The following is an 18,773-nucleotide window of genomic DNA, read 5'->3' on the forward strand; positions in this document are numbered from 1 at the left end:
GGGTTTTTGGTCTATCCCGCGTGGCGATAACGCTTAATACGCAGATAACGGCGTCCCAGGCGCCAGCGTAAACGGAAAGTACAGGCGTTTTTCCAGATTAACCGCCAGATACCGCGGTCGAAGAATTCGTTAATAATAACATGCTTTTTGGACTCATCTTTCATGCTATCGAAGGTATGGATGATCCCCAGGCCTTCTTTGGCAATCTGCCAGCGACAGGCGGCGATATGGCGTACTTTATCCGGGTAGCGCTGGTTAATCGCCTCCAGCATCTCCAGAATCTTCATATAGTGGCGCGCCGAACGCATCAGCGTGTCGTCGTTGTCCGGCTTATGCGACACCGACTCAGAGTGAATGTAGTAATCATAGAACTGCTGACTGGTGTATTGCACGCGCTCCGCGGCCAGCAGGGCTTCTGTGGTCCATGGGATATCCTGATGGCGCAGGCCAGGCTCGAAATGGAAGTGATGCTGGCGGATAAAGTCGTGACGATAAATATTAAGCCAGGTGACGTGCAGAAACTTCCGCGAGTCCAGGGCCTGCTTAAGCCAGACATGGCCCGGCAGCACACCCGTCGAGGGCAGGCGATCCAGTGGGAAGATCGGGTGGCTCTCGCGGCGCTTTTCGTACACATAGGTGCCGTTGCAGGTAGCGATATCGAGATGTTCTTTCTCGGCCATCTCCAGCAGCGTGCGATACATGCCCGGATAGAGTTTGTCGTCGATATCCGGAAACGCGAGATATTTGCCGCTGGCGGCGGCGAGGCCGGTATTGCGCGCGACCGAGACGCCCTGGTTTTCCTGCTCCAGCACCTGGACGTTCTGCAGCCGCTCCTGCCATTCGGCGATCACCGCCAGGCTGTTGTCTGTCGAACCATCGTTCACCAGGATCAGTTCATAGCTGTCCAGCTGCTGCTGTTCAATGCACTCAAAGAATTGCGCTAGAAATTTCTCACCGTTGTAGACGGCAGCCACGATGCTCAATAAAGGCGTTTGACTCATAAATCTTCGATCCTGGTTAACTAACGGCGTCAGGTGCGCTGCAGCTGACGGTACTGCTGACAAATGGATACGACGCTGAATTTTTCCAGCGCGGCATCGTCGATGGCCGGCGGGTTATGGTAAATGCTTTGCATCGTCTGAGCCAGCGCCGGACTGGTCAGATCCGCCAGACCGCGGGCAAGTTCGCCGGTGAGGATCTCGGTGACGCCGCCGGGGCAGCGGGTGCTGGCGACAGGAGTATGTAACAGCAGCGCCTCCACCACCACATTGCCGAATCCTTCGCTATCGGAGCTCAAAACCAGCATCCGTGCGCCTTTGATCCACGGTAAGGGGTTTTTCTGAAAGCCTTTGAACCACACCCGATCGTCAATGTGCAGCGTTTTTGCCAGCTGGCGCAGGCGCTGCTCTTGCTCCGGTTTTCCCTGGCCTAGCAGCACCAGCGGTGCGTCGATGCCGCTCTGCGCATAGGCTTCAAGCAGGCGGTCATGGCGTTTGCCCGGATGGAAGCGACCGACGTGAATCAGGTAGTCACCGTCCGGGCGCTCGCTATCGGCTTCCGCCTCGGCGCGCAGGGCAGTGATATCGAAGGGATTGTAGATGGTTTTCAGCTGTGCCGGGCGCAGGGCAAACTCTTCCACCAGATCTCGCCCCACCGCGTCGGAAACCGTCACCACGTTGCGACCCTGATAAATTCGCTTAATTTTCTGCTGCTTCATCCAGCGGTCAAAGCCGGTGCGGTGCCCGAGATAGGAGGCCGAAAAGACGCCGTGCAGACAGAACCAGACGTTACGCTCGCGCAGCGCCCGGCTGCGGGCGACGATGCGGTCGGTTTTGTGCAGGTTGGAGAGCACAAGGTCAAATTGCCCCTGCTGTTCGGCCCGCACGACTGCGGCGTCCAGCTGGCGGGCGCGGCGGGACAGCTCGGTCAGCTTGCGCCACGGTTTACGGCAGCGATCGGCAACTACCTGGTAGTCGAGCCCCTCGGGCAATGGGTACTCGCAGACATCGCGCAGCGAAATGAGCGACACCCGATCGCCGTCGCGCAGGAACTGTGCCGCCAGGGTCAGAACCACTTTTTCCGCGCCGCCGCCGGGTAAGCCGTCAATCACAAATAAGATGCGCATCGTTAATTCACCAGATCCTGATAAAGAGAAAGCAGCTGGGTTGAGAGTCGCTCGCTGGTGCAGGCCATAATGCGCTCGCGGGCGTGACCGCCTTCCGCGGAGCCCAGCGCGCGCGCGGGCAGGGCCATTACCGCCTGCTGTAGCGCCGGGATATCCAGAGCGTCGCAGACGTAACCATTGTGGCCGTCGACGATAAACTCCGCCCCGCCGCAGCCGGTAGTGGTGATCACCGGCAGACCGCAGGCCATTGCCTCGAGGATGACGTTGGGGAACGGATCGTAGAGGGTCGGCAGCAGCAGACCATCGGCCATTTGATAGAAGGGCAATGTCTCCGACTGCATGCCGAAGAAGCGCACCCGCGCTTCACAGTTCAGGCTCTTCGCCAGCGCCTGATAGCGAGGCTGATCCTTATCTTTGCCGACCACCAGCAGGTAGCGATCGGTAGGGGCGATGGCGCGGATCGCCGCCGCCAGCCCTTTACGTTCAAAGCCGGAGCCGACGTAGATCAGGCAGGTCGCCTGCAGCGGCAGCTGCCATTTGGCGCGTAAGGCGGCAAAGGTCTCTTCGTCCGGCGGCAGGAAGCGCTGGTTATCAATGGCGTTATAAATAACGTGGATCTTCTCCGCCGGCAGGCCAAAGTCTTCGATGATCTCGCGCTTGATCATCTCGGCGTTGCAGATCACCCCGCGCAGGTGTGAGTCTTCATACATCTCGCGCTCCGCCTGCATGACGTAGCGGTGGTAACGGTCGGCGAACAGCAGGCGGCTTTTCCAGGCCGGTAAAATGCGCGAGCGCTGCTGCAGCCAGCGGCGATGAACGCCATCGCCAGCGCGGTAGAGATCGCAGCCGGGAATACGTTCATGGCTCTGCACCAGGTCGAAGGACTCGCGCTGCCAGAGCGCGCGCGCGGCGTTGGCAAAGCCGCGCTCGCGGCTGATGCGCCCCCATTTACGTGGGTTACAGATATGGATCTGCCAGTCCGGTTTCACCGGCCCCTGCCATTCGCGGGTGATGACGTTCAGTTGCAGATGACTGCTGTCGAGGGCTTCCAGCGCGCGGGAGACAAACCGTTCTGCGCCGCCGTCCGGGCGGTACTTCTGCCGCACCAGAGCCAGCCTGAATTTACTCATGCCAGTACCTTTTTCGCCGCCGCGATCACGGCGTCGGTAGGAATTAAATCAAGATAACGTTCGTCGGTGTTGGTGTTGATAGCGTCCGGATCGGGCAGCGGACCGAAGTCGCCGGCCCAGATCACCTCGCCTTTCGCCTGCCACGGACGCCAGAAGGTCAGCTTCGAGGGGCCGAACAGGGCGACCAGCGGAGTGCCAAGGGCTGCAGCCATATGCATCGGCACCGAGTCGACGCCGATAAACAACCGGGCATGATCGATCACCGCCGCCAGCTGGCGCAGCGTTAACTGGCCGGCTAAAGAGTGTAGTCGCGCCTGCGGGCAGCCGGCGATGATGGTATCCACCATCTTCTTCTCTCTAGCATCGGGGCCGGAGGTGAGCACCACCGCGTATCCTTCGGCGGACAGCGCGTTGATCAGGGCGCTCATCCGATCTTCGCGCCAGCATTTAAAGAACCAGCGCGACGTCGGCTGGATGACGATGTAGTGTTCCCGGAAGTCCTCCGGCAGCAGGGCGCGGCTGGCGGCCCAGTCTGCTTCGCTGTAGCCCATCCGCGCCGGCGCATCGTTCAACTGGAGACCGAGCGGAGCGAGAATAGAGAGATTCTGCTGTACCGTATGCAGCTGGTTGTGCTGTTGGGTGGAGGCCAGCGCGGTGTGGCAATAGCGCCAGACCGGGTGGCGGCGCTTCGGAAAATCAAAACCAATCCGCGTCGCGGCGCCGGTCAGTTTGCTGATAACCGCGCTCGGCCACTGGTCGGCCAGGTTAAGCACCATATCGTACCGCTGCTGGCGCAGCGTCTGAATGAGCTGCCATTGCATCTTCAGCTGATACCTTTTTCCCTGCTTTTTCCAGCGGCGATCGAGACCATAAATATGGTGGATATCGGGGTTGGCTGCGAGCATATCCCGGGTCTCTTCATACAACAGGACATCCACACTGGCGGCGGGGTACTGCTGTTTCAGCGCGTGAATAAGCGGCGTGATCAGCAGCATGTCGCCATGATGGCGCAGCTTAATGACCAGGATCCGCGCCGGGTTCAACGGGCCGCGGGAGAGGGTTTCAGGCGTCATACTCTGTTCTTCATCCAGGATAAGGGTTCCGATTCTAGGGGATCAGACAGATTGAGAGAAGCGTTGTATTGCTCTACCATGACCCGATACGTATGGCCTGAGGACGTTTTCGTGCACAATCCCGCATTTCTCATCACGATTGATACAGAGGGCGATAACCTCTGGCAAAAACATGACAGCATCACCACCGAGAATGCGCGTTATCTTCCGCGTTTTCAGCAGCTTTGTGAAAAGTATGGCTTTAAACCGGTCTATTTGACCAACTATGAAATGGCCATCGACCCCTTTTATATCGAATTCGCCAGAGACGTGATTGCCCGCGGCACCGCGGAAGTCGGCATGCATCTGCATGCGTGGAACAGCCCGCCGACCGAGCCGCTGACCGCAGATGACTGGCGCCATAAGCCTTATCTTATTGAATACAGCGACGCTATGATGCGTGAGAAGGTCGACTATATGACGCGTCTGCTGGAGGATACCTTCCAGACCAAAATGGTTAGCCATCGCGCCGGGCGCTGGGCTTTTGACGAGCGCTATGCGCGTCTGCTGGTGGAGTACGGGTATCAGGTGGATTGCTCGGTGACCCCGCGGGTGAACTGGAAGACCGCCAAGGGGGCGCCGCAGGGCGATGGCGGGACCGATTATCGCCGCTTTCCGCAGCATGCCTATTTCCTCGATGAAAATGACATCAGCCGCGAGGGCCACTCGCCGCTGCTGGAAGTGCCGATGAGCATCCAGTACAAGCACTCAGCGTGGATGAACAGCGTGAAGCAGGGCTACGACCGCCTGCGCGGCAAAGTGCGTTCCCCCTCCGTACACTGGCTGCGACCGATGGGCGGCAATGTGGAGACGATGAAAAAAGTCGTCGAACAAACGTTGACGCAGGGCAATGACTACGTGGAATATATGCTCCACTCTTCAGAGTATATGCCCGGCGGCAGCCCCACGTTCCAGAATGAACGGGATATTGAGCGTTTATACGCTGACCTCGAAGCCTTTTTTAGCTGGCTGGCGCCGCAGGTGAAGGGCATGACGCTGGCAGAATATTACCAGCGGAAAATTACACAGCGCTAACACAGCTCAAGGTACCGTATGCGTATCCTTAAACAATTAACGCGGAAAAAGAATGCTTTTTTCCGCGGCATTAAATTTAATTTAATTAACTATCGATACAGAAATAAGCCGGCGCGTAAAGCCTTCGACCCAGCGGCTGTGCGCCGCGTGCTGCTATTGCGTCTGGATGATAAAGTCGGTGATATGGTGGTCACGACCGGCTGCGCCAGAATACTGGCCGAACGGGGATATCAGGTTTCGGTGTTAACCGGACCAATATGCAGCGAAATATTAGCAGGCTCAGAATTCATTCAGCAAGTATATTTATATCGGCCCCGCATGTCCTTAAATACGTTGCGGGCGGCGGGTTTTGATGCGGTTATCGATTTTGATGACGTGACCAGCTATGAACGCTTTAAATTACTCGCCGATTTACGGGCGACCAGCGTGATTGGTTTTAATAAAGAGCCCTATAAACTTTACGATCACTCAATCGCTTTTTTTGACGGCAACAGCCATATTTCCCTGCGCTATAAGCAGGTGGTGAAGCTGTTTGGCATCGTTGACGACCGCCCGTATCACTATCATCTCCCCGGCTGCCGCCATGAGCGGGAGAAAGTGGCCCGCTTGCTTTCTCAGGCCGGAGAGGTCGAACTGCGTATCGCCATTAACCCTTTTACCGCCTCCGAGGATAAAGACTTCTGTCGTCACCAGGTGGCGACCCTGGTCGAGCGGCTACATGCTCTGCCTTACCGGGTCTGTATCGTGATGGTGGGGCGCAGTGAAAAAATCCGCCAGCTGGGGCTGGATATGGCGCTGTACATCGCCGACAGCACCATCAACTCCGCCGTAGAAGTGATCCGCAGCTGTGATTTAGTCATTACGCCGGACACCTCGATCGTGCATATTGCCCGGGCTTTCGATAAGCCGATGGTGGCGGTCTATAACAAACGCAAACTCAAGAATACCGGGCTGCCCGGCTATCACATCTGGGCGCCGGGCTATGACAAGGCGAAGCAGATAGTCTGTGAAGAAGCGAATGTCGCCGATGTGGCGATTGAGTCGGTGTGGCCCGTGATTAAAGAGCAGGCCGACCGGCTGGTCGCCGCCCGCAGTTGATTTAAAAAGTTAATATAAAAAGGGCCGCTGACGGCCCTTTTTGTTAGCGTTTTTCCGCCACCCCTTTGCTGAGCGCAATGCCCAGCGGCAGCCAGAACAGCACCCAGGTTTCCCGGGGATTGCTGATGATAAACATCCCCTGCGAGGCCATAAACACCAGCGCGTAAAACAGGATCGCCAGACTGTAGCGGCTGTCGGTATGGCGCTTGCGCCACGCCTGCCATAGCCCGCAGGCAATGATCGCCAACAGCAGCAGTAACCCCACGATGCCGCCTTTCAGCAGGGCGCCCATATACACGCTGTGGGTGGTGGTGATGTGCTCGCCGCTGTAGTTGATGAAATCCAGTTCATAGCTGAAACCGCGCCCCAGCCACGGCTGGCTGGCCATCTCCGACAGCGTATGGTGCCAGATGCTCAGGCGCAGCCCGCTTTGGGTGCCCAGCTCCTCGAAACGGGCGAGCAGCATGTCGCCCACCGGCGTCATGACCAAAAGCAGCGCTACCAGCACGGCCAGCGCCGCGGCGATCAGCAGGTTGCGGCGGGTGAAGACGTGCAGGTGCAGCGTACAGCCGACCGCCAGCACCAGGGCGATGATCGGCCCGCGGCTTTGGGTGAGCAGCAGCATCACCAGCATGATGACCACCGGCAGATAGAGCCAGTGGCTGGCTTTTTCTTTCAGTAGCATGCCGCAGATTAAAATGCCGATGCCGCAGTAACCGGCAAGGTCGATAACGTTCGTTGGTCCGGGGTTCTCGGGGGAGACCGCTCGTTCGGTGAGAACCAGCGTATGGTCGATAATCAGCGTCCACAGGGAGAGCACGGTGATCCCGCCGACCACCGCCAGCATCGCCAGTCGGCGGGTTCGTCCGTCCCTGAGCAGCATCGTCATCAGCAACAGATACCCGGTCAGATACACGCCGTGGGTGATCGGCGAGTCAATATGCTGCGGCGTATGGCCCCACACATTACTGAGGGCGTAATAGATAAAGAAAGCCGCCAGCAGCGTCCAGGTCTGCCAGTGCTCGCGTAACACCCCGGCCAGCGCCTGGCGGTTTTCCTGGCGTACCAGCGACAGCAATAGCAGCAGGATCGATAAATGCAGCAGATTATTGGTCCGGGTGGACATGCAAAAAATCGCGCTGAAAAATAAAAACAAAGGAAAGACAATCGAGTAACCCTGTCTGGCGAAGTTACTCACTTTTAAAGTACTCATTAAACGCAACCTTTTCGAAGATAGTATCCGGCACAGCGCTTTCTGGGGAAAAATTAATCACCCGAATCTGGCGTTGCTGCAGTACCTGCGCGGCATGCGCAAAGGAGGGCATGACGAGGGTATCCACTTTTGTTGCCAGGTAAGAAGGCAATTTTTCTTGTTGTGTTTCGTAGAATCGCGGCTGGTTAAAGTTGGTCATATCCAGGCCGCTCACCAGGATAGTATTGAAGCCCAGCCAGGCGAGAATTTGCAGCGCCCAGTAGACCACCGTGCCGGCATCAAAGATGCCCTGGCGAATATCGGTGCTAAAACAGATATCCGGGCGCTGAGGATGAAAGCACATCGCCGCATTCTGCTGGTAAGTGCGCTTTATCGCTTCGCTGGCGACTTTCGGCTGGTAAATCTTATAGCAACCGTCCTCAATCAACGCCAAACGGCAGCGCAGCGCGTCCCCATAGCGATCGACGATTTTGGCGATCCCGTGCATGGTGGTGAACAGCAAAATATCCGGCTGGCTGACAATGGCGCGGATAATGTCCGGCTTCTTATCGAAAAATTCCATGTCGACGATGGTATAGAGCGAAAAGTGCAGCCGGTCGGCAAGATGCCAGGCGCCATTGACGCCCATCACCGGGATCGTTTTCGACAACAGGGAAAAATCGATATTGCGGGTTGAGGGGCCGGTGGCGGTCAGCAGGACTTCGCCCTGCATACTGTTTTTCAGCGCGCTCAGGCTGACCAGCGGCACCGTTTTCCCTTTATAGCGTAACGCGCTGATTTCGCCGCTTGGCGCACGCGCAATACGGGTAAAAGGCCACAGATTTTCATTGTGGCGATACGCGCGAGGGCGCGTATAGCGGTAGATCTGCTTAAACAGGGATCCCATCAGAGCAGCCCCTGATTTTGCAGGAGAAGATGAATCCGGCTGGCCGCAATATCGCCGGTGCTGGCGCTGTTTTCCGGCCGCACGATATGCTGGTTTTTACCGTATCCGCCAATCAGCCCCGGGTCGGTCGGGCCGTAGAGCGTAAAGTTCGGTTTATCCAGCGCGGCGGTCAGATGGCTCAGCCCGGTATCGACCGAGACGACGGCCCGGGCGCCGGCCAGAACCTGCGCTACCTGCTCAAGGCTCATGCGCGGCAGCACTTCAACATACTCCCGGCCTTCCGCCAGCCGCTTCGCCCGCGCCTCTTCGTGCGGGGCGCCCCACGGCAGCTTAATGTGAACGCCGCTGTCGGCCAGCAGGTCGAGAAGCTCCTGCCAGCGGGTTTCCGGCCAGTGCTTATCGTCGCGGGTGGTGGCGTGCAGAAACACCAGATAGGGCGCGGCAGCGCTAGCCTCGTGCTGCAGGAAATGGCGCGCAATGGCGTAATCCCCCTGGGTCTGGGGTTTCGCGTAGCCAAGGCTTTTGGCGAACAGCTCACGGGTACGCTCCACCGCGTGCTGTTGTTTCGCGATATGGTGGCGGCGGTTGTAAAACAGGCTCGCCAGCGGCTCGCGGGCCGTTTGCCAGTCCATACCGTGCTTGACGCCGTGCGCCAGGCGAGTAACCAGCGCGGCGCTTTTTACCAGCCCCTGGGCGTCGATGATGGCGTCATACTTTACCGCCTGAACGGCCTCGCGAAAGGCTTGACGCTCGGCTTTGATCGGCGCGGAGAACCAGGCTTTGCGCCAGCGGCGGATCGCCACCGGGATCACCCGCTCGACGCTTTCATGCCAGGAGGGGATCTGCGCGAAACCCTCTTCAACCACCCAGTCGAAGCGGATGCCGGGGATAGCCTGCGCGGCGTCGGTTAGCGCGGGCAGCGTGTGCAGCACGTCGCCCATGGAGGAGGTTTTAACGATCAATACCCGCATCCGTTACGCTTCCTCGTGCTCGGTTTTTTCCGCTAACAGTTCGTTTAGCTCTTGCAGGACGCGTTCTGGGGTGATGTCGATCAGGCTCTGATGATAGCCTTCGGCGGCATCGCCTTTGCGCACCTTGTGGTAGCCGGTAATCAGACGGATAACCCGCGCTTTATGCGACAGCGGCGGGGTAAAGTCCGGACTGCTCGGGCCATACAGCGCCACCAGCGGGCGGTCCAGCGCCGCGGCGACGTGCATCAGCCCCGAATCGTTAGTCACTACAGCTTTACAGGCGGCGATCAGAATGACCGCCTGCTCCAGCTGGGTTTCACCCGCCAGATTACGGCACCAGGCCTGCTGCTCGCTGCTGAGGGCGGCGATGATCTCTTTGCCGGCCTCGTTATCTTTCGCCGAGCCGAAAAGCGCAATCTGATAGCCATCGTCGATAAGCTTTTTCGCCAGCGCAGCATAGTGATAGTGCGGCCAGCGTTTGGCCGGGCCGAACTCCGCACCGGGGCAGAAGCCGACGATCGGCCGATCGTAGGACAGGTTAAAAGCGCTGCAGGCCTGCGACTTTTCCCCTTCGTTGACCTGCAGCTGCGGCCACAGCAGCGGCTGCGGCAGATCTTTGGCGCAGCGCATCACGCCGTTGTCGTAGGCCAGCGCCACGTAGCGTTCCACCATCAGCGGCCAGGCGTCTTTGTCCAGCACCCGGGCGTCGTTGAGCAGTCCGTAGCGCATCTCGCCGCGCCAGCCGGTGCGCAGCGGGATATTGGCAAAGAAAGGGACTAATGCCGATTTAAACGAGTTCGGCAGCACGTAAGCGCGATCGTAGCGACGTTCGCGCAGGCTGTGGCCGAGCTTACGGCGTTCGCCGATAGCCAGCGCGCCGTGACCCAGCGGCATCGGGATCGCTTCGTTCACTTCCGGCATGCGCGAAAGCAACGGACGGCACCAGGCTGGCGCCATCACGTCGATAATCGCCTGGGGATAGCGCGCCCTGAGCGTACGATAAAGACTTTGCGACATCATCATGTCGCCCACCCAAGACGGGCCTACCACCAATATTTTCATGCTTGTTTCTTACGCGTCGCGGTTTAGCCAGGCCATATATTCCGTTACGCCTTCGGCAACGGTTTTGAACGGTTTGTCATAGCCCGCTTTGCGCAGGTTAGTCAGATCCGCCTGAGTGAACGCCTGGTAGCGGCCTTTCAGTTTGTCCGGAAACGGGATGTACTCGATGCTGCCTTTTTTGTGGTACGCCAGGGTCGCATCGGCGACGGCCTGGAAGGATTCCGCACGGCCGGTGCCGAGGTTAAAGATGCCGGAAACGCCGTTTTCCCAGAACCACAGGTTGACGTCAGCCACGTCGCCCACGTAGACGAAGTCGCGCTTGAAGCCGTCGCTGCCTTCGAACAGTTTCGGGCTTTCGCCATTATTCAGCTGGGTATTGAGGTGGAAAGCGACGCTCGCCATGCTGCCTTTGTGGCCTTCGCGCGGCCCGTAGACGTTGAAGTAGCGGAAGCCGACGATCTGCGAATTGGCTTCCGGCAGGATCTGGCGGACGTATTCGTCGAACAGGAATTTGGAGTAGCCGTAAACGTTCAGCGGCTGTTCGTACTCGCGGGACTCGATGAAGTCGCTGGTGCGTCCGCCATAGGTGGCCGCGGAGGAGGCGTACAGGAACGGGATTTCGCGCTCCAGGCAGTAGTGCAGCAGCTCTTTGGAGTACTGATAGTTGTTGTCCATCATGTACTTGCCATCCCACTCGGTAGTGGAAGAGCACGCGCCTTCGTGGAAGATTGCTTCGATTTCACCGAACTCTTCACCCGCCATAATCTGGATCAGAAAGTCTTCTTTATCCATGTAGTCAGCGATGTTCAGGTCAACCAGGTTTACAAACTTGGTGCCGTCTTTCAGATTGTCGACAACCAGAATGTCGGTGATGCCTTTGTCATTCAGCGCTTTAACGATGTTGCTGCCGATAAAGCCTGCGCCGCCGGTAACGATGATCATAACTGTACCTTTGAAGTTGAGAGCCCGGAGACAATCCGGACATGAATGCTCTTATCATATCACCACATGAGCAAGCCTACAGCCATTCGCAGAATAAGGTGCTGGGCTGACGTGATTTATGCTGCAAATAATTCATTCAGGCCTGCATCATCTCGTATCAGCGTATAGCTTTGGGTAATATGTGCCAAATTTTGCCGAATCTGGAGAGTTGCAATGCGTGGTGATTTCTACAAACAGTTAACTAGCAATCTGGAGACCGCTCGGGCCGAAGGGTTGTTCAAAGAAGAGCGCATCATCACCTCGGCGCAGCAGGCGGACATTACCGTCGGCGACAGCCACGTGATTAACTTCTGCGCCAATAACTATCTGGGTCTGGCGAACCACCCGGAACTGATTGCCGCGGCGAAATCCGGCATGGACAGCCACGGTTTCGGGATGGCCTCGGTACGCTTCATCTGCGGCACCCAGGATACGCATAAGCAGCTGGAGAAGAAGCTGGCCGATTTCCTCGGTATGGAAGACGCGATCCTCTACTCCTCCTGTTTCGACGCCAACGGCGGCCTGTTTGAAACGCTGCTCGGCCCGGAAGACGCCATTATCTCCGACGCCCTGAACCATGCCTCGATCATCGACGGCGTGCGTCTGTGTAAAGCGAAGCGCTTCCGCTATGCCAACAACGATATGCAAGAGCTGGAGGCGCGTCTGAAAGAAGCTCGCGAGGCCGGCGCGCGTCACGTGCTGATCGCCACCGACGGCGTGTTCTCGATGGATGGCGTGATCGCCAACCTGCAAGGCGTTTGCGACCTGGCGGATAAATACGATGCGCTGGTGATGGTCGATGACTCCCACGCCGTCGGCTTCGTCGGCGAAAACGGCCGCGGCTCCCACGAATACTGCGATGTGATGGGGCGCGTCGATATCATCACCGGCACGTTGGGTAAAGCGCTGGGCGGCGCCTCCGGCGGCTACACCGCCGCGCGCAAAGAGGTGGTTGAGTGGCTGCGCCAGCGCTCCCGTCCGTATCTGTTCTCCAACTCTCTGGCGCCGGCCATCGTGGCCGCCTCCATCAAAGTGCTGGAGATGGTTGAAGAGGGGGCAGACCTGCGCGATCGCCTGTGGGCTAACGCGCGTCTGTTCCGCGAAAAAATGACCGCGGCAGGCTTCACGCTGGCCGGCGCCGACCACGCCATCATTCCGGTGATGCTGGGTGAGGCGGTGGTGGCGCAGAACTTTGCCCGCGAGCTGCAGAAAGAAGGGATCTATGTCACCGGCTTCTTCTATCCGGTGGTACCGAAAGGCCAGGCGCGTATTCGCACCCAGATGTCGGCGGCGCATACCCCTGAACAAATTGAGCGTGCGGTGGAAGCCTTTACCCGCATCGGCAAACAACTGGGCGTCATCGCCTAATAAGGGTATGAGATGAAAGCGTTATCCAAACTGAAAGCGGAAGAAGGCATCTGGATGACCGACGTACCGGAACCGGAAGTCGGCCATAACGATCTGCTGATTAAAATCCGCAAGACCGCCATTTGCGGGACCGACGTGCACATCTATAACTGGGATGAGTGGTCGCAGAAGACCATTCCGGTGCCGATGGTGGTCGGTCACGAATATGTCGGCGAAGTGGTGGGGATTGGTCAGGAAGTGCGCGGCTTTAAGATTGGCGACCGCGTCTCCGGCGAAGGGCATATCACCTGCGGCCACTGCCGTAACTGCCGCGCGGGCCGCACCCATCTGTGCCGCAACACCATCGGCGTGGGCGTCAACCGCCCGGGCTGCTTTGCTGAGTATCTGGTGATCCCGGCCTTTAACGCCTTTAAAATCCCCGACAATATCTCTGATGACCTGGCGTCTATCTTCGACCCGTTCGGCAACGCGGTGCACACCGCGCTCTCCTTCGATCTGGTCGGGGAAGACGTGCTGGTTTCCGGCGCCGGTCCGATCGGCGTGATGGCGGCGGCGGTAGCGAAACACGTCGGCGCGCGTAACGTGGTGATCACCGACGTCAACGAGTACCGTCTTGAGCTGGCGCGCAAAATGGGCGTTACCCGCGCGGTGAACGTGGCCAAAGAGAACCTTAATGACGTGATGGCCGAGCTGGGGATGACCGAAGGTTTCGATGTGGGTCTGGAGATGTCCGGCGCGCCGCCGGCGTTTCGCAGCATGCTGGATACCATGAACCACGGCGGCCGTATCGCGATGCTGGGTATCCCGCCGTCGGATATGTCCATCGACTGGACCAAGGTCATCTTCAAAGGGCTGTTTATCAAAGGTATCTATGGTCGCGAAATGTTCGAAACCTGGTACAAGATGGCGGCGCTGATCCAGTCTGGTCTGGATCTCTCACCGATCATCACCCACCGCTTCGGCATTGATGACTTCCAGAAAGGTTTTGACGCGATGCGCTCCGGCCAGTCCGGTAAAGTGGTTTTGAGCTGGGACTAACCCCCCATGCTGGCGTAAAAATCAGCAAAAAAGGCGCCTGCGGGCGCCTTAATTTAGATTTGGATAACATTTTTAGCCTGCTTAATATTAAGCGCACAATTTCTACATCGATTTTACGGTTATTCGCTTATACAGTGTGTTTAGTCGCAGTTTAACTTTGTAACTATCATGCTTAAACTCTCCGTATGCTTACTGACCTGTAACTCTGCGCGCCTGCTGATGGAGGTGCTGCCGCCTCTGCTGAAGGTGGCCGATGAATGTATCGTCGTCGACTCCGGCAGTACCGACGAAACCGTCGCTATTTGTCAGCAGTTTGGTCTCACCGTCCATCACCATGCCTATAAAGCCCACGGCGCGCAGATGAACTATGCCATCGGGCTGGCCAGCCATGACTGGGTGCTGTGCATGGACAGCGACGAAATTCTTGATAATGACGTGGTGACGGCCATTCAGGCGCTAAAAGCGGGGGAGGAGCCTGACCCGACCTGCGCCTGGCGTCTGCCGCGCTACTGGTTTGTGCTAGGCAAACAGGTACGGACTATCTACCCCATTTCCTCACCGGATTATCCGGTGCGCCTCTTTAACCGCCAGCAGGCGCGGTTTAACGATCGGCCGGTGGATGACCAGGTGGTCGGACACGCGAGCTCCGTCAGGCTGCCGGGCTTCGTTCGCCACGATACCTTTTATTCGCTGCATGAAGTGTTTAATAAGCTGAACAGCTATACCACCCGGCTGGTGAAGTACCAGCAGATCAAACCTTCGCTGACGCGGGGGATCGTCAGCGCCATTGGCGCTTTCTTTAAGTGGTATCTGTTTAGCGGAGCGTGGCGCTATGGCAAGGTCGGCGTGGTGACCGGCCTGTACGCGACGTTTTACAGCTTTCTGAAATATTTTAAGGCGTGGTACGCCCACGAAGATAACCAGGCGCCCGTCGCGCAAAAGCGAACGGACCCCTGAGTGGTCTAGTTGCCGGGGTTGTCCCAGCCCTGCCATTTGAGGCGATAGTACTGGATCAGCGCGCTCTGGCTGATGCTATCGCTGAGGATAGTGAAGAAGCGGCTGGCGTTCACAGGCTCCAGCGGGCGCTTCGGTTTGCAAGACTTCACGCCATGGAACGGATTACGCGGCTTCTGCTGCGTTTGTTGCGCAGGCGGCTGGGCGTAGTTTGGCGTCGAGTTGTCGACCTGCGGCTCGTTGAGCAGGCTGCTCGGGCGCACCAGCGTGATATCCGGCGGCAGGTTATAGACCATCTGCTGCAGCACCCGCACCGTCGTCGGATGCGGATGTCCAATGGCTATCGCCGAACCGTTGCGCCGCGCCAGGGCGATGGCGCGATTGAACTGGTTGCGGATATCGGCTTCATTCTGCGTATCGTCGAGAAACACCTTGCGCTTAATCACCTTCACGCCGGTACCCTGCGCGGCGCGCATGGCCTGGGTGTTGCCGATGGTGACGCTGTCGAGAAAATAGAGATTGTAGCGCTCCAGGGCCTGCATCACCTTCTGCATGCCAAACAGGTTGGAGGTCATCGCGCTGCCCATATGGTTATTCAGCCCGACGGCGTAAGGGACTTTGCCGTAAGCCTCGCGAATAATGCGCTCGATCTCCTCGCTGCTCATTTCGGGACGCAGGGTGTCTTTTTCCAGCGGCTGTTTGCTGAGCGGCGCCATTGGCAGGTGGATGAGCACTTCATGGCCCTGATTATGCGCTTTAGTGGCCATTTCCCGGGCGTGCGGCGCGTTCGGCAGCACGGCGACGGAGATAGTTGCCGGCAGCGCCAGCACCTGATTCTCGGTCTGCGGGCGGTAGCCAAAATCGTCAATAACGATGGAGAGTTTGCCAGCGAACGCTGGCGCCGCCAGAGCCAGCGAACCGGCTACGGCAAGAGCAATTGCGCGAAATTGAAGCAAAACTTATCTTCCCAACCACGGCTGTGGATTGACCGCCTGACCCTGGCGGCGAATTTCGAAATAGAGCGACGGACGGCCCTGACCGCCGCTGCTGCCTACGAGCGCGATAGGCTGGCCGGCACGCACCTGGGTACCAACGCTGACCAGCGCGCTTTGGTTATAGCCATACAGGCTCATGTCGCCTTTGCCATGTTCGACCACCACCACCAGACCATAGCCCTGCAGCCAGTCGGCCAGAATGACCCGACCATCGGCAATGGCTCTGACTTCGGTGCCTTCAGACGCGGCGATAACCATCCCTTTCCAACGTAGTTCACCTTGCAGCTGTTCGCCATATCGATGAAGGAGCGGACCGCGAACCGGCCAGAACGCCTGACCGCGCGGCGAGCCCAGCCCGCCGGTGCGTGACATCAGCGAACGCTCACTTTCCGTTGGTTTATAGGTAGTGCCTTTGCGCGATGCTTCCTGCTGGCGGTCGCGCACCGCCTGCGCGTCGCGTGCTTCCCGATCGGCGCGGGCTTTGGCGGCAGCCTCCGCCTGGGCGATACGACCGCGTAGGCGCGATTCGTTAGCCCGTAATTCACTTAATTGTTGCTGACCCTGCTGAATGGACGACTCCAGGCCGGAAAGGGTCTTTTTCCGTTCGTTACGCGCCTGCTCCAGCTTCGCCTGCTGGGCCTTTTGCTCGTAGACCAGCGTTTGCTGCTGGCTCTGTTTTTCTTCGAGCATCGACTTTTGCACCGCCATCTCTTCGCGCGTTTTCTTCAACTCCGCGATAGTCTCCTGGCGGGCCTGGTTGAAATAGCTGAAATAGACCTGCATCCGCTGATTGCGCTGGCCCTCTTCACCGCTGAGCACCATCTGGATGCCGGTATGCGGCCCCTGGCGGAAAGCGGCATCGAGCTGCGCGGCGAGGTTCCGCTCCTGAGACGCGCGCTGGCGCTCCAGCTTCGCGAGAGCGGCGTTCATCTCGTCAATCTGCTTATTGAGCTGGTTCAGGCTATCCTGGGTTTCGCGCAGTTTGCGGGCCGCGGCGGCGATCGCCTCTTCCTGCGCTTTGAGCTGGGCGAGCAGGCTTGCGCGCTGCTGCTGCTGTTGCTTAATCGCCCGCTGCCTGGCGGCGATGTCGGCCTGGATGGACTTTAGCTGATCGCGATCGTCGGCATGCGCAGATGACGCGCACAGCAATACGCCAGCGCTGAGCGCGCTGGCGTAAAGGACGGATCGAACTGCCGCTGCGATCCATGTAGTTGAATACATCGCCTTTCCCCTCATGGGGAAGGATTATTCCACGATGAACAGCGGCTTGCCAGTCATCTCTTGCGGGATTTCCATTCCCATCAGCGACAGCATGGTCGGGGCGATGTCGGAAAGTTTGCCGCCGTTGACCGCTTTGACCGCTTTATTACCGACGTAGATCAGCGGAACCGGCAGATTGGTATGGGCGGTGTGCGCCTGGCCGGTGGCCGGGTCGCGCATCTGCTCGGCGTTGCCGTGGTCGGCGGTGATCAGCAGCTGGCCGCCAACGGATTCCACCGCCTGAGCCACCTGGTCGATGCAGCGATCCAGCGCTTCAACCGCTTTTACGGCTGCTTCCATCACCCCGGTATGGCCAACCATATCGCCGTTCGGGTAGTTACAGATGATGGTGTCGTATTTTCCGCCTTTGATGGCGGCGACCAGTTTCTCAGTCAGCTCGGCGGAGCTCATTTCCGGCTGCAGATCGTAGGTCGCCACTTTCGGCGAGTTAATCAGGATCCGCTCTTCGCCTTTAAACGGCTCTTCTACGCCGCCGTTGAAGAAGAAGGTGACGTGAGCGTATTTTTCAGTTTCGGAGATGCGCAGCTGGGTTTTATCGTGCTTCGCCATCCACTCGCCGAAGGTATTGGCCAGCGAGGCGGGCGGGTAGGCGCAGGCGACTTTGATGTCGGCGGCGTATTCGGTGAGCATCACGAAATCGAGATTAACCACTTTCTTACGCGCAAAGCCGTCGAAGTCGGCGTTGACGAAGGCGCGGGTGATTTCACGCGCGCGGTCGGCACGGAAGTTCATGAAGATCAGCGCGTCGCCGTCTTCCATCGCGGCATCGGCCTGGCCGGCGGCGCGGATAACGGTGGCTTTCACGAATTCGTCGTTTTCGTCACGGGCGTAGGCGGCCTGCAGACCCGCGACGGCGGTATCGGCCTGGAATTCGCCTTTGGCCAGGGTCAGCAGATCATAAGCTTGTTCCACGCGATCCCAGCGGTTGTCGCGGTCCATGGCGTAATAGCGGCCGATGAGCGACGCGATGCGACCTTTGCCCAGCGCGGCAAATTTGGCTTCGAATGTCGCCAGCGTTTTTTCCGCACTGCGCGGCGGCGTATCACGGCCGTCGAGGAAGGCGTGCAGGTAGATCTTCTCAGCGCCGCGCTCTGCCGCCAGCTCCACCATCGCCATGATGTGATCTTCGTGGCTGTGGACGCCGCCTGGCGACATCAGGCCCATGATATGTACTGCTTTGCCGGCGGCAACCGCTTTATCGACCGCGGCGGTCAGTACCGGGTTGGCGAAGAAGGTGCGTTCTTTAATTTCCACATCGAGACGGGTCAGGTCCTGATAGACGATACGACCGGCGCCCAGGTTGACGTGGCCTACTTCGGAGTTCCCCATCTGACGGTCCGGCAGGCCGACTTCGAGGCCGGATGCATCGATCAGGGTATGTGGACGTTTGGCCCATAGCGCGTCCATTACCGGCGTTTTAGCGCTATAAATGGCGTTATCCTGTTGGTCTTCGCGATAGCCGTAGCCATCCAGAATCACCAGTACCATAGGTTTTTTAGAAACCGACATTGCGACAACCTCATG

General features: G+C 58.4%; 17 protein-coding genes. 5 read left to right on the forward strand and 12 right to left on the reverse strand.

Annotation, left to right across the window (positions count from 1 at the left end; translation table 11 throughout):
- Positions 1-11: 11 nt before the first annotated feature.
- The 4 genes from LPQ25_RS00720 to rfaQ are packed head-to-tail and all read right to left on the reverse strand — an operon-like array spanning position 12 to position 4,328.
- Positions 12-1,001: a glycosyltransferase gene (locus tag LPQ25_RS00720; RefSeq protein WP_002922498.1), complete on the reverse strand. Its 990-nt coding sequence runs from the start codon at positions 999-1,001 to the stop codon at positions 12-14.
- 29 nt (positions 1,002-1,030) lie between these two features.
- The gene (locus LPQ25_RS00725) at positions 1,031-2,125 is read right to left on the reverse strand and encodes a glycosyltransferase (protein ID WP_004145262.1); all 1,095 of its coding nucleotides are present in this window, start codon (positions 2,123-2,125) and stop codon (positions 1,031-1,033) included.
- Positions 2,126-2,127: 2 nt separating this feature from the next.
- A complete protein-coding gene (locus tag LPQ25_RS00730; protein WP_014906784.1) occupies positions 2,128-3,255 on the reverse strand; it encodes a glycosyltransferase family 4 protein in 1,128 nt (375 codons plus the stop codon).
- Complete coding sequence (gene rfaQ / locus LPQ25_RS00735; RefSeq protein WP_004181527.1) at positions 3,252-4,328, reverse strand: putative lipopolysaccharide heptosyltransferase III; 1,077 nt, start codon at positions 4,326-4,328, stop codon at positions 3,252-3,254. The genes LPQ25_RS00730 and rfaQ overlap by 4 nt, the downstream gene beginning before the upstream one ends.
- A 111-nt stretch (positions 4,329-4,439) precedes the next feature.
- On the opposite strand from rfaQ, the gene LPQ25_RS00740 reads away from it, so the two are divergent.
- Together LPQ25_RS00740 and LPQ25_RS00745 are read left to right on the forward strand one after the other, a co-directional pair.
- A complete protein-coding gene (locus tag LPQ25_RS00740; protein WP_002922494.1) occupies positions 4,440-5,402 on the forward strand; it encodes a polysaccharide deacetylase family protein in 963 nt (320 codons plus the stop codon).
- A gap of 18 nt (positions 5,403-5,420) precedes the next feature.
- Positions 5,421-6,500, forward strand: coding sequence for a glycosyltransferase family 9 protein (locus LPQ25_RS00745; protein WP_002922472.1), 1,080 nt, complete (start codon positions 5,421-5,423; stop codon positions 6,498-6,500).
- A gap of 43 nt (positions 6,501-6,543) precedes the next feature.
- On the opposite strand, the gene LPQ25_RS00750 is transcribed toward LPQ25_RS00745, so the two are convergent.
- Genes LPQ25_RS00750 through rfaD form a run of 5 tightly spaced genes read right to left on the reverse strand, consistent with a single transcriptional unit; the run spans position 6,544 to position 11,574 of the window.
- Entirely contained in the window at positions 6,544-7,713 is a 1,170-nt protein-coding gene (locus LPQ25_RS00750; protein ID WP_041937797.1) for an O-antigen ligase family protein, read from the reverse strand.
- Positions 7,691-8,599, reverse strand: a complete 909-nt coding sequence (locus LPQ25_RS00755; protein WP_004181525.1) for a sugar glycosyltransferase — start codon at positions 8,597-8,599, stop codon at positions 7,691-7,693. Before LPQ25_RS00755 ends, LPQ25_RS00750 begins: the two co-directional genes overlap by 23 nt.
- On the reverse strand, positions 8,599-9,570 hold the full coding sequence (gene rfaC, locus LPQ25_RS00760; RefSeq protein ID WP_004152048.1) for a lipopolysaccharide heptosyltransferase RfaC: 972 nt from the start codon (positions 9,568-9,570) through the stop codon (positions 8,599-8,601). The genes LPQ25_RS00755 and rfaC overlap by 1 nt, the downstream gene beginning before the upstream one ends.
- A 3-nt stretch (positions 9,571-9,573) precedes the next feature.
- Entirely contained in the window at positions 9,574-10,632 is a 1,059-nt protein-coding gene (gene rfaF, locus LPQ25_RS00765; protein ID WP_004196077.1) for an ADP-heptose--LPS heptosyltransferase RfaF, read from the reverse strand.
- A 9-nt stretch (positions 10,633-10,641) separates the two neighbouring features.
- Positions 10,642-11,574, reverse strand: coding sequence for an ADP-glyceromanno-heptose 6-epimerase (gene rfaD, locus LPQ25_RS00770; protein ID WP_002922463.1), 933 nt, complete (start codon positions 11,572-11,574; stop codon positions 10,642-10,644).
- Between the two features lie 213 nt (positions 11,575-11,787).
- On the opposite strand from rfaD, the gene kbl reads away from it, so the two are divergent.
- The 3 genes from kbl (at position 11,788) to LPQ25_RS00785 (ending at position 14,976) form a co-directional block, all read left to right on the forward strand.
- On the forward strand, positions 11,788-12,981 hold the full coding sequence (gene kbl, locus LPQ25_RS00775; protein WP_002922462.1) for a glycine C-acetyltransferase: 1,194 nt from the start codon (positions 11,788-11,790) through the stop codon (positions 12,979-12,981).
- A gap of 12 nt (positions 12,982-12,993) precedes the next feature.
- Entirely contained in the window at positions 12,994-14,019 is a 1,026-nt protein-coding gene (gene tdh, locus LPQ25_RS00780; protein WP_002922461.1) for an L-threonine 3-dehydrogenase, read from the forward strand.
- Between the two features lie 168 nt (positions 14,020-14,187).
- On the forward strand, positions 14,188-14,976 hold the full coding sequence (locus LPQ25_RS00785; protein ID WP_002922460.1) for a glycosyltransferase family 2 protein: 789 nt from the start codon (positions 14,188-14,190) through the stop codon (positions 14,974-14,976).
- A 5-nt stretch (positions 14,977-14,981) separates the two neighbouring features.
- On the opposite strand, the gene LPQ25_RS00790 is transcribed toward LPQ25_RS00785, so the two are convergent.
- Genes LPQ25_RS00790 through gpmM form a run of 3 tightly spaced genes read right to left on the reverse strand, consistent with a single transcriptional unit; the run spans position 14,982 to position 18,758 of the window.
- Positions 14,982-15,929 carry a divergent polysaccharide deacetylase family protein gene (locus LPQ25_RS00790; protein WP_002922459.1) on the reverse strand — a complete coding sequence of 316 codons (948 nt, stop codon included), beginning with the start codon at positions 15,927-15,929 and terminating at the stop codon, positions 14,982-14,984.
- Positions 15,930-15,932: 3 nt separating this feature from the next.
- Positions 15,933-17,204 (reverse strand): murein hydrolase activator EnvC, encoded by a 1,272-nt coding sequence (gene envC, locus LPQ25_RS00795; RefSeq protein WP_002922458.1) that lies wholly within the window; start codon positions 17,202-17,204, stop codon positions 15,933-15,935.
- Positions 17,205-17,213: 9 nt separating this feature from the next.
- The gene (gpmM, locus tag LPQ25_RS00800; protein ID WP_004152046.1) at positions 17,214-18,758 is read right to left on the reverse strand and encodes a 2,3-bisphosphoglycerate-independent phosphoglycerate mutase; all 1,545 of its coding nucleotides are present in this window, start codon (positions 18,756-18,758) and stop codon (positions 17,214-17,216) included.
- Positions 18,759-18,773 lie beyond the last annotated feature (15 nt).

The sequence above is a fragment of the Klebsiella sp. KPN54798 genome (assembly GCF_021184225.1).
Classification (GTDB): Bacteria; Pseudomonadota; Gammaproteobacteria; order Enterobacterales; family Enterobacteriaceae; genus Klebsiella; species Klebsiella pneumoniae.